At 54.2% G+C, this 12366-nt stretch carries 8 protein-coding genes; 2 read left to right on the top strand and 6 right to left on the bottom strand.

What is annotated here, in order from left to right; all coding sequences use genetic code 11:
* Positions 1-8: 8 nt before the first annotated feature.
* On the top strand, positions 9-650 hold the full coding sequence (locus ABFZ83_RS01040; protein ID WP_411817578.1) for a head GIN domain-containing protein: 642 nt from the start codon (positions 9-11) through the stop codon (positions 648-650).
* Here the strand turns inward: ABFZ83_RS01040 and alaS are convergent.
* The 6 genes from alaS to ABFZ83_RS01010 form a co-directional block, all read right to left on the bottom strand.
* Positions 647-3301, bottom strand: coding sequence for an alanine--tRNA ligase (gene alaS, locus ABFZ83_RS01035; protein ID WP_411817577.1), 2655 nt, complete (start codon positions 3299-3301; stop codon positions 647-649). The two genes, ABFZ83_RS01040 and alaS, sit on opposite strands and share 4 nt — an antisense overlap.
* Positions 3302-3443: 142 nt before the next feature.
* The gene (locus ABFZ83_RS01030; RefSeq protein ID WP_411817576.1) at positions 3444-3812 is read right to left on the bottom strand and encodes a VOC family protein; all 369 of its coding nucleotides are present in this window, start codon (positions 3810-3812) and stop codon (positions 3444-3446) included.
* Between the two features lie 114 nt (positions 3813-3926).
* Positions 3927-5012 (bottom strand): recombinase RecA, encoded by a 1086-nt coding sequence (gene recA / locus ABFZ83_RS01025; RefSeq protein ID WP_411817575.1) that lies wholly within the window; start codon positions 5010-5012, stop codon positions 3927-3929.
* A gap of 231 nt (positions 5013-5243) precedes the next feature.
* Positions 5244-6605, bottom strand: a complete 1362-nt coding sequence (locus tag ABFZ83_RS01020) for an efflux transporter outer membrane subunit (RefSeq protein ID WP_411817574.1) — start codon at positions 6603-6605, stop codon at positions 5244-5246.
* 4 nt (positions 6606-6609) lie between these two features.
* A complete protein-coding gene (locus ABFZ83_RS01015) occupies positions 6610-8544 on the bottom strand; it encodes a MacB family efflux pump subunit (RefSeq protein ID WP_411817573.1) in 1935 nt (644 codons plus the stop codon).
* A 25-nt stretch (positions 8545-8569) separates the two neighbouring features.
* Positions 8570-9916: an efflux RND transporter periplasmic adaptor subunit gene (locus ABFZ83_RS01010; RefSeq protein WP_411817572.1), complete on the bottom strand. Its 1347-nt coding sequence runs from the start codon at positions 9914-9916 to the stop codon at positions 8570-8572.
* A gap of 333 nt (positions 9917-10249) precedes the next feature.
* On the opposite strand from ABFZ83_RS01010, the gene ABFZ83_RS01005 reads away from it, so the two are divergent.
* The gene (locus ABFZ83_RS01005) at positions 10250-12361 is read left to right on the top strand and encodes an AsmA family protein (protein ID WP_411817571.1); all 2112 of its coding nucleotides are present in this window, start codon (positions 10250-10252) and stop codon (positions 12359-12361) included.
* The last annotated feature ends 5 nt before the right edge of the window (positions 12362-12366 follow it).

Below are 12366 nucleotides of genomic sequence, written 5' to 3'. Positions count from 1 at the left end.
GGAGCCATATGAAGAAAGCAGTTTTATCCGCAGCCGGTGCAATGTCAGCAATAGCGCTGGCAACGACCACAGCTTCAGCCGAAACCGAAACCTATAGTTTCGCAGGGTTTTCAAAACTCGATGTCTCAGCTGGCGTTAATGTCGATGTCCGCGTCGGCGAGGACTATTCAGTCAGCGCCGAAGGCAATCAGAAAGCAATTGATAGTTTGCGATTTGAGCTTGATGACGACACACTCGAAATTGGCCGCAAGCGTGGATCATTATTTTCTGGTCGGCACGGCAAAGTGACTGTCTATGTTGAATTACCGCGTCTCGAAGAAGTGGATGTTTCGAGCGGCTCATCCCTCGAAGCAGAAAATATCGATGCGGCCGAATTCGAAGCGTCGGTTTCAAGCGGTGCGCGGGCTGAACTACACGGAAAATGCGTCGACCTAGACGCCGATGGCAGTAGCGGCGCTTCGCTCGACGCAGACGATTTCAAATGTGAACATGCGAAAGCGGATGTTTCCTCAGGAGCAAATTTGCGCATTTTCGCCGCCAAACGCATCGATGCTGATGCCTCAAGCGGCGGCAACATCACTGTGTACGGCAACCCGAAACAGACCCGCATCGACAAATCATCAGGCGGAAATATTTCGATCCGCGATTAACCGGCGATAGCCTGTTCAATAGACTTGATGGCCTCGGCCGCATTCGCGCCGTCGGGGCCACCAGCCTGCGCCATGTCTGGGCGACCGCCGCCACCTTTACCGCCAATAGACGAGGCCCCTGCCCGCACAAGGTCTACGGCCGATAGCCGGTCCTTCAAATCATCTGTTACGCCCACTGCCAGCGCCGCTTTTCCATCATTCACGCTGATAAATGCCGCAACACCGGATTCGAGTTGTTTTTTCGCCTGATCGACCAAACCGCGCAGGTCTTTTGCCGCAACGCCGTCAAGCACCTTGCCGATAAATTTGATACCTGCAATCTCGGTAATCTGATCTCCGCCTGATGCATTGCCGCCGCCAAGGGCAAGTTGCTTTTTCGCTTCAGCCAGTTCGCGCTCTAGCTTTTTGCGCTCACTGACCAACGCACCCACACGCTGCGGCAGGTCATCAATTGAGGTTTTCAAAAGATCCGACGCAGTTCGCGCGAGCTTCGCCTGATTTTCAAGATATAGGCGCGCTGCCTCACCGGTCACAGCTTCTATCCGGCGCACGCCAGCGGAAACGGCGCTCTCGCCGATAATTTTGAACAAGGCAATATCGCCCAAATTCCGTACATGCGTCCCGCCGCAAAGCTCGACCGAATAGGGTTTATTGTCGCCATCCAACGAAACACCCATTGTCAGTACACGGACATCGTCTTCATATTTTTCGCCGAAAAGCGCTATAGCACCCGATTCAACCGCATCGTCATAGGACATGATCCGGGTATCGACTTTGGTATTTTGCCGGATGACTTCGTTGACCCTACGTTCAACCTCGGCGATCTCATCTTCAGAAATCGCTTTTGGATTCGTAATGTCAAAACGCATCCGGTCATCGGCGACGAGCGAACCTTTTTGGGATACATGATCGCCCAAAACTTCCCGCAGTGCCGCATGCACCAAATGCGTGACGGAATGGTTTGACCTGATACGGTTACGGCGCGCAACATCAATCGACAATGTCACTACGTCACCGACCTTCACAACACCGCGTTCAATCTTGCCGATATGTCCGTGTAGCGCGCCAACGCGCTTCTTCGTGTCATTCACAACGATATGGACACCATCTTCTGTGGTGATCTCGCCGCTATCGCCAATCTGACCACCCGATTCGGCATAGAACGGCGTTTGGTTGACAACGATCTCGACCGTATCCCCGGCACTAGCGTTGGCGACCGGCTTTCCATCACGAATGATCGCCTGAATGACGCCCTCGGCTGTATCGTGCATATAGCCCAAAAATTCCGTCGCCCCATGCTCCGTGCGCAAATCAAACCAGACCGATTCGTCTGTTGCATCGCCAGAGCCCGCCCACGCCGCTCTCGCAGCTTCGCGCTGGGCGCGCATTGCCGCGTCAAAACCTTCGACATCAACTTCGCGCCCTTGGCGGCGAAGCGCATCCTGGGTCAGGTCCAGCGGAAAACCATATGTGTCATAGAGCTTGAACGCCGCCTCACCCGGTAATGGTGCATTGTCCTTGAGGTTTGACGTTTCCTCGTCGAGCAATTTCAAACCGCGTTCCAAAAGGCTTTTGAACTTCTCTTCCTCGGACCGGAGCGTCTCGATAATCAAATTCTCTGCGCGCACCAATTCGGGGAAGGCCCCGCCCATTTCTTCGACCAGCACCGGTGCCAAACGACACATCAACGGGTCGCGCGCACCTAGGCCATGCGCGTAACGCATCGCGCGTCGCATGATCCGACGCAAGACATATCCGCGCCCTTCGTTTGATGGGGCGACGCCATCAGCGATGAGAAAACTTGTCGAGCGAAGATGGTCGGCAATAACTCTGTGCGCTGGCGTATCGTCACCGGTTGCGGGACGGCCGGTTAAATCAACCGATGCCGAAATAAGCTTTTTAAAGAGATCGATATCGTAATTGTCGTGAACGCCCTGAAGAACGGCGGCAATTCGCTCTAGCCCCATTCCAGTATCGATCGACGGCTTGGGAAGCGGCGTTTCTTTTCCGCCCGGTGCCCGGTCAAATTGCATGAAGACGAGATTCCATATCTCGATAAACCGGTCTCCATCTTCATCCGGCGATCCTGGCGGTCCGCCCGGTATGTGATCACCATGATCATAAAAGATTTCGGAACACGGCCCGCACGGCCCCGTATCACCCATCGCCCAATAATTATCGTTAGTCGCAATGCGAATGATCCGCTCTTCCGGCAGACCCGCAATCTTGCGCCAAAGGTCGAAGGCTTCGTCATCGGTGTGATAGACAGTTACGGTCAATTTATCCGCAGGCAGACCAAATTCTTTGTGAACCAAAGTCCAGGCCGATTCGATTGCTTGTTCTTTGAAATAATCACCAAAGGAAAAATTGCCCAACATCTCAAAGAAGGTGTGGTGCCGCGCGGTATAACCCACATTATCGAGATCGTTATGCTTGCCGCCAGCACGGACGCATTTTTGCGACGATGCGGCCCGAACATAATCGCGTTTTTCCGCGCCCGTGAAAATATTCTTGAATGGAACCATGCCCGCATTGACAAAAAGCAAGGTCGGGTCGTTTTGCGGCACGAGCGGTGCCGATGGCACAACAAAATGATCGCGCTCTTCAAAGAAGCTTAAAAATTGCGACCGAATATCTTTTAACGACGTCATGCGGAATGGGCCTGCGTTACTGAGTTCAAAAAACCGCGCCGCCATACCGGCTAACGCGGTTCATCGTCATAAGGCTATCGAAGCCAGACGTCTAGGCAATTGGCAGGACGGGCCAAGAAAGGCCATCGCACAGCATCCCTAATCAGGTCGTGCAGAAGAAATTGAGCTTATTGCCGTCCAGATCACGGAAATAACCGGCATAAAAATTCTCGCCGCGTGGCCCCGCTGCCCCTTCATCTGCGGCCCCAAGCGCGATTGCCTTTTTGTAGAGCCGGTCCACGGTTTCGGGCTTGTCACAGGCAATCGCCGACATTGACCCATTCCCGACGGTTGCCGGTTTGCCGTCATAAGGCCGGCAAACCGCTAACGCCGCCTGATTAGGATCGACACCCCACGCCACGAAATTATCGCCTTCGAGGATGCGCTTCGCCCCCATCTCCCCGAGCAAGGAGTCGTAAAACGATATCGATTTTTCAAAATCATTCGTTCCGAGCATTACGTAACCAATCATGACACCCTCCGTGTAAAATGGTGGCGGCAACCCCGATGGCCGAGTTTACCGCCTACCCCACATAACCATTCACCAAAGCGTCATGCGCCCGACCCCAAAGGGCAGGAACCGACGTTACGCTTCGGCCGCAACATCGTCGTCGGAATCGCCGCCCGATTCGCCGGTCAGCATTTCCTCAGCCACGAGGCCCGCATTCTGGCGGATAGCCGCTTCGATCTCAGCGGCAATCGCCGGATTATCGCGCAAGAACTGTTTCGCATTCTCGCGACCTTGGCCGACACGCTCTGAGTTATAAGAGAACCAGGAGCCGGACTTTTCAACCACATCGGCCTTCACGCCGAGGTCGATCAACTCGCCCATTTTCGAGATCCCTTCGCCATACATGATGTCGAACTCGACCTGTTTAAACGGCGGTGCAACCTTGTTTTTGACGACCTTCACGCGGGTCTGGTTACCGACAACCTCATCGCGATTTTTAATCGCGCCAATCCGGCGAATATCAAGACGAACCGAAGAATAGAATTTCAACGCATTCCCGCCCGTGGTTGTCTCTGGCGAGCCAAACATCACGCCGATTTTCATCCGGATCTGGTTGATAAAGATCACCAGCGTATTTGACTTTGAAATTGATCCCGTAAGCTTTCTCAGGGCTTGGCTCATCAGACGCGCCTGAAGGCCCGGCAGCGAGTCGCCCATATCGCCTTCAAGTTCAGCCCGCGGCGTCAACGCAGCAACCGAGTCGATCACCAAAACATCAACAGCCCCTGAGCGAACCAACGTGTCCGCGATTTCAAGCGCCTGCTCGCCTGTATCTGGCTGCGACACCAATAGCTCGTCGAGATTAACGCCGAGCTTTTGCGCATACACCGGGTCTAGCGCGTGTTCCGCATCAACAAATGCTGCGGTGCCGCCTTTTCGCTGCGCCTCTGCAGCGACATGCAAAGCCAGCGTCGTCTTACCGGAGCTCTCCGGCCCGTAAACTTCGATAATGCGGCCCTTTGGCAATCCGCCGATACCGAGCGCGATATCGAGCCCGATTGAGCCGGTTGAGATTGATTCAATATCAACCACTTCGCGATCACCAAGACGCATCAGCGAACCTTTACCGAATGCCTTGTCGATCTGCGAGATCGCCGATTCCAGCGCTTTTGATTTATCCACTTTGCCCGTCTCCACCACTCGTAATCCGCTCTTGCTCACCGCCGCCTCCGTTGCATTACAGGACCGCGCCCTGTCAATGTGAGATTCTTTGTACGCTATTTGTTCTCATATTTCAACAGTCGTCAATCTATTGAAATTCAATATTTTTCCAAAAATGTTCCGAATATGTTCGCACCCGCCCTTATTCGGGCTAACCATAATTCGCGCGAACAATTGGCCTCACCTTATGCCCGATTCGCGAAGCATAATACCGGGCGCATATGACAGGGATCAGAGGCTCGCCAAGGTCGGGGCTTCGCTCCAACCGCCGCCCAGTGCCACAAACAAGTCAATCGCCGCTGAGAGCCGGTCAAGACGCCCCTGATACAAGCTATCGGCAGCGTTGAATGCGGTGCTTTGCGCATTCAAGAGGCTGGTGAGATCGTCAGCCCCGGTCTTGTAGCGAAGCTCAGCCAATTGGAGCGATTCATCTGACGCAGACTGCGCAATGAAGAGCTCGGCTTCGCGCTTTTCGGCGGTTGAGAGAGCGCTCAAACTGACATCGACGTCACGCAATGCGTTTAACGTCGCTTGCTGGTATTGTGCGAGTTGCTGGTCAGCGCGGGCTCTCGCGCTTTCAAGCTGACCTTCCAACCGGCCACCGCTGAAGATTGGTGCCGACAATGACCCCGCCAATGTGCCCAGAACGCTGGTGCCTCCGGTAAGGCCCGCATTAACGCCCGCGCTCAGGTCGATTGACGGAAAGAACGCGGCGCGTGCCGCCGCAATATCGGCGTCAGCAGCCCGCAATGCCGCCTCCGCTCCCAAAAGATCAGGCCGCCGCAAAAGAAGGTCGGATGGCAAGCCCGGATCAATATCGGGCGGGACCATATCCATCAGTGCCCCATCGGGAGCTGAGAAGTCCTGCGATGCCTGGCCAAGCAGAATAGCCAATGCTGTTTCTGTACTGACAAGCTGCTGTTCAATCTGCGGTAGGCGCGCTCGCGCATTTGCGATGGCGGCTTCCTGGCTTTTAAGGTCAAAGCGGGAAACGCTGCCCGCTTCATAGCGCGCCTTTACGATCTCGTATATTCGCTCCGAGATATCAAGATTTGACTGCGCGACTTCGAGCCGTTGCCGTAGCGCCAGCACGGAAAAGTAATTGAAGGCAACATCGGATGAGATCGTTAATTCCAATGCACGCTGATTATAATATTGCGCTTCGTAGCTAGATGCGGCGGCGCTCCGGTTCGCGCTATTCTGACCGAATAGATCGAGCTGATAGGATGCCGTACCGCGTGCCGAACCAGAGACATCGTCAAACCCGTTATCTGAATTGGAATTTGCCGACGCGCCTGCACTCAATTGAGGATATAAAGACGCATTGGCAATGCGTAGGGATGCACGCGAGGCGCGCAGCGCCGCGAGCCCTGCCTCGACATTTTTGTTCGCGTGAAGGGCTTGTTCGATCAATGCCGACAGCGTTGGATCGCCAAAATGTTCCCACCACACCTGATCGAGCGCGGCCGCATTCATGGTATCGTCTGCGTAAACGAACGCATCCGGTACAGGACCAGTCGCGCCATCACGGTTTGGCAAGGAGGTGCAGGCCGTCAAGACCAAGCAAGTGGAAACGAGAAACAGTTTTTTCATTATCCTACTCCGATGCCAACGCAATAACAGGGTCAAGGCGCGCAGCCTTGCGGGCGGGCATGAAACCGAAAATCAGGCCAATTGCCAGCGCAGAACTGAAAGCCAAAATCGCTGGTGTCGGTGTAATCGCAATCGACATACCGCTTGCGCCCAGCGCAATCGATACGCCCAGACCGATCAACACCCCTAACAGGCCACCTAAACCGCCCACGACCAGCGCTTCGGTGTTAAACTGCATCATGATATCTGAGCGCCGTGCGCCTGTTGCCATCCGTACACCGATTTCCCGGGTGCGTTCGCTTACGCTGACGAGCATGATATTCATCACGCCTATGCCGCCAACGATTAACGAGATCGCTGCAACCGAGCCCAGCAACATGGAAAAAGCGTTTTGTGTCTCCCGAACCGATTCAAGAATGGATGCGGTGTTCCGCAAATTGAAATCGAGCACACCTCCATGCCGGGTCAATAAAAGCGCCTCGGCCGCCGCCTCGGTCTCACCGATCTTTTTTGCGTCCTCGACCGCGATGGTGATTGAATTCAAATAATTTCGCCCGAATATCCGCATCATCCCGGTACTGAGGGGAACAAGGGCTATGTCATCCATATCCTGCCCCCATGCGGTCGCGCCCTTAGCGGCCAGAACGCCGCCGACCTCAAATGGTGTCGAACCGATGAATAAATACTGTCCGACTGCCGATGCCTGATCGCCGAACAGGCTTTCGGCGACCGTCGCACCTAAAACGACCACAGCAGCACGACGAGTTTCGTCTTCTTCGGAATAAAAAGTGCCATGCGCCATCGGCCAATTTTTGGCGACCACCCAATCGGGAGTCGCGCCTTCGACCGTGGTTTGATAATCAACCTCACCGGCGCGCAGGGTTTCACGACTGGTTCGGCCGGGCACCGCCGCGATAACATTATCCAGCTCTTCGAGATATTCGGCATCTTCAACCGTCAATGTCGCAATCGCGTTTCCGCGCATTCGTGTTCCCGGCGCGCCGGGCCGCACAAATAGAAGGTTTGCACCCATCGTTTCGATACTGGAAACGACCTGTTTCTGGCTCCCCTCACCGATCGCCAACATCGCCACAACCGCCGACACACCAATGACAACCCCGAGCAAGGTCAGGGAGGTACGGAACAAATTTGCGTGCAAAGACCGGAAGGCCATTTTGACCGCTTCCAGAAACTGCATCCAAAGTGAATTTTCGCCGCTTACGCGCTCATAGGGCGCGCGTTCCTCGGCTGATGTCGTCGCGCCCGAATCCGAAACAATACGTCCATCTTTGATTTCGACGACGCGCTTCGCGCGCTTTGCGACTGATTGGTCATGAGTGATCAAAATTATTGTCCGGCCAGCGGCATGCATATCCTCAAGCAAGCGCAACAGCTCCTCGCTCGATCCGGAATCAAGCGCGCCGGTTGGCTCGTCCGCGAGAATAATTTCGGCGTCATTCATCAGTGCACGAGCCACAGCAACCCTTTGTTGCTGGCCGCCAGACAATTCATTCGGCTTGTGGTGTCCGCGATCACCGATCCCTAACTTATCGAGAAGGTCCAATGCTCGCGATTGCCGCGCCGTACGGTCAAGCCCCGCATAGATGGCCGGAATTTCGACATTCTCGGCCGCAGAGGCCGTTGCCAAAAGATTGTAGCGCTGAAAGACAAAACCAAATGTTTCGCGGCGCAAGCCAGCAAGCTGGTCGGGACTGAGGTTAGACACATCCGTACCGCGCACATGGTAGGCCCCGCTTGTGGGCCGATCCAAACAGCCAAGAATATTCATCAAGGTTGATTTGCCCGACCCGGATTGGCCAACAATCGCAACAAATTCACCCGCATTTACCGTTAGATTGACGCCGTCTAGTGCACGCACCTCGGCTGCACCGCTTCCATAGACGCGGGTCACGTTTTCAAGAGTGATCAAAGCTGACATTGTATCGTTCCGATCTTGAGAGCGATTAACGCGGGCCACGCCGGCCCATGCCTGGCGGGCGATTTGCGCGGTTGCCATTACCGCGGTTTTGCGGACGGGCAGTTTGCGCCTCGCCGATCACAAGCTCGTCACCCACTTCAAGGCCGTACAAAATTTCTGCTTGTGTGCGGTTTTTGATACCAACCAACACAGGCTGCGGCACTGGTTTTCCGTCACGCATAACGAGCACCATTTTTCGCTCCGCATCCGGATTTTCCTGCATGATCGCACGCATGGCTTCGCGGTTTGGATTTCTTGGGCGGTCTCTTTGAGCCTTATTTGCATCCGTCCCATTGGGCTCTTGCGCATTTGCCGCCATCAGGCCGCGACGGCCTTCCCGTTCCCGGCTACCTGACGGGCGTTGTGGCCGTTGACGACCATCCCGCAGGGCGGCGACCGGCGCTAATATTGCGTCATCTGCCTTGCCGGAAACAAAAAAGACTTGCGCCGTCATTTCGGGCTTTAAAATTTCATCATGGTTTTCGACATCAAGGAGAACTTTGTAGAGCACGACGTCATTCAACACTTCAGGTTGTGGCAAGACCTGACGCACAGTGCTTTCCCATTTTTCATCGCCGCCGAGAGTCGTGAAATAGGCTTCCTGATCCTTTTTCACGCGCAGAACATCTGCTTCAGAAACTTCGGCTTCGACAGTCATGACCGTTAGGTCGGCAATCCGCAAAATGGTTGGTGTGGTCTGGTTCGCATTGAGCGTTTGCCCCTCGACCGCAGTCTGGGAAACAACTGTACCGGAGATCGGCGCATATATTTTCGTAAATTCCAGCGTTGCCAGATCAGCTTCCAGCGTCGAATTTTGCCGCTCTATTTGCGCTTCTAACTGTGTGAGCCGCGCTTGTGCCACTTTCCGGTCCGCAATCGCCGCCTGATATTCAGCCTGCGAGATTGCATCCGCCGCATAAAGCATCTCGGCACGGGCCGCATTCGCCCTGGCAAGCTCTAATGTGGCCTCCTGCTGGGCATAGCTGGCCCTGGTTTCCTTGAGTTGCGCTCGGTCTGCCTCAACTTTGGTGGCGGCAATGGTTTCATCGATTTGCGCAAGCAATTGTCCCTTTTCGACATAATCGCCGATCTCAGCATAAAATTGCTCTAGCTGGCCCGAGACCTGCGCGCCGACATCAACATAGTTTTTTGGCTGTACCTTTCCTGATGCGGAGATCGCCACCTCTAGGTCACCCTTGGTAACCGCAGCCGTCTGATAGCTCGGCTTGTCCCCTGCATTCCGAACGACAGCCACTCCGGCCAATATCACCACCGCAGCCACGACAATAATTGCGGTTTTTGGCCGGTTTCGAATGAGGTTGGGCACGCGCATGAAATTTCTCTTTTATTTTCCCGAGCAAAGACAGATGGTCGTTTCCCTGTCTAAACGGCGCAGGAACAAATTTCCGTCGAGGAAAACCATTGTTGTTTCATGATCATATCGCGGCTTATTTGCGGCGCGATTGTGGCAGCGGGCCGGCTGCATTTACCCAATATTCAACTTGGCTTGCCAAGCCTTGGATTTGTCACATAAGCGGGGTTAAAATCAGCAGCTCGAACGCGGGATTTTTTTGATTACCACTGGATCAGAACCCGTTATCGACTAAATGTGTTAGCGTATTGAGAGCCGTTCCCGACTGATTTTTTAATTCGCGAAAGAAACGTCATGAGCAGAATTCTTTTCCTACTCGTCGCTTTGATCGGTATAGCGTTGTCTATCCTCCTCTTTTTGCCGGGGCTGATCCCGGTTGCAGCGTTTAAAGACCGTATCGAAACCGCAGCGACGAATTCGGTCGGACGCGAAGTGACGATTGGCAACGACCTTTCTTTCCGAATTTTTCCGCGTACAGCCTTTCACGTCAAAGATCTGACCATCGCAAATGAAGAGGGTTTCGATGCGCCCTATCTTCTTCGCGTCGAGGAGGCGGATATTGGCGTTAAACTGCTTCCGCTCTTATCTGAAAGTGTTGAAATCGACAGGTTTGTTTTAACGCGTCCCGACATTAAACTCGCCCGAAAGCAAAATGGCGAAATTAACTGGGCCATTGGCGCGGAACAAACCGCAGAGCAATCTGATGCGCCCGCTACTGCCGAGAATGGCAACACGCTGCGCGAACTTAAACTTGGTGACGTACGTATCGTCGAAGGCTCGGCTATTTTTAACGATGACGCCGCAAATCAGAAATACAGCGCCGAGGATATCAACCTAACGATTGTTCTCAATAGCCTCAAAGAACCACTCGAAGCGCGTGGCAATCTTGTCTTTCAGGATACGCCGTCCACGATCGATATGGTCCTGACCAGCCTTGCGGATCTCATGGCAGAAGAGCCGGGAAATCTTAAACTCAATCTCACCATCGGCGATGCTACGGCTGGTGCCGACCTGACCATCGCAACGAAAAACGGCATCGAATATTCTGGTCCTGCCACGATCGATGCCCCTGACCTGCCTGCGCTCGCCGCGCTGATGGGGACCGAACTCGCCGATGCCCCCGGCTTTGATAAGCTCGCGGTTAAAGGCAATATCGACGGCACTGCGAATGCAGTCCGGTTGGGCGATGCAACGATTAATTTTGATGACATCACTGCCAATGGTGCAATGACGCTTGATTGGTCCGGCCCGCGTCCCAAAGCTGATGGGGTGCTTTCGACGGAAACACTGGACCTCCGCCCCTATATGCCGCCGCCCGCAACCAGCGCCGAAGGCTTCCCGGAATGGTCCGACGCAAAGATGGACTTTTCCAGCCTTCGCAACATGGATGCGGTTTTCGATATCACCACGAATGCAATCTATGTGAACAATCTCGTGATGGGCGAAAGCCGGATCAAGCTGATGGTCGACGCTGGACGCATGACCGCCGAGATCCCAGAACTCTCTATGTATGGCGGTCAAGGCTCAGGCCGGTTTGTTCTCAATGCACGCAGCACAACGCCATCCTTTGCGGGCAATTTCGACATGAACGCGGTCAAGGCGCAACCATTGTCCAAAGACCTCCTCAGACACGACAACCTGCTTGGGCTGGGTTCGTTCAAATTTAACTTCAATGCCACGGGCGCAAGTCAGGCCGCGATCATGAACAGTATCGACGGATCTGGCGGATTTGATCTTGCGAATGGCGCGCTTAAGGGCGTGAATATTGCGGGGCTTGTCCGGGCTGTCGGCGAGTTTCAGGAAGGCTTTAACCCCGCGGCGTTACAGCGCGCGGTCACACAGGCCCGCGGCCCTTCTCAGCAAACGGACTTTTCAGAATTCCTGTCAGATTTTTCAATCACGGACGGGCTAGTCAATGCGCCGACAATTACGCTTAACGGTCCGCATCTCAACATGACCGGAAAAGGTACGATCAATCTTGCGCAACAAACGATTGATCTGCGGTTGGTACCAAAAGCAAATTCAAAACTGAATGGTGAAGGCGGCAGAACAATCTCGATCCCTGTCCGGGTTGGCGGCACATTTTCTAAACCGACCATTGGGGTTGATGCCGAAAGCCTCGCAAGAACGGGCATTCAAAAAGGGATTCAAGACCTTTTTAATCGCGGCAATAATGATGAAGCCAGCGAAGAAGGTGAAACGGAAGAATCAGATCCAGCAAAATCAATTATCGACGGATTATTCGGACGCCCTGCGGACAATGGCAGTTCCGATGACAATAGCAACACCGATGAAAGCGCCACTGCGCCCTCGACCGAAGAACAATTGATCAACGAAGGACTGAACGCGCTCTTTGGCAAACGCAAAAACACCGAGACCGAAGAGCAAGAAAGCGATCCGCAATAAAAAAG

This window comes from Hyphococcus formosus (genome assembly GCF_046736345.1).
Taxonomy (GTDB): domain Bacteria; phylum Pseudomonadota; class Alphaproteobacteria; order Caulobacterales; family Parvularculaceae; genus Hyphococcus; species Hyphococcus formosus.
The sequence above is the reverse complement of the archived record's forward strand: the minus strand, read 5'-3'. Positions and strand labels throughout refer to the sequence as shown.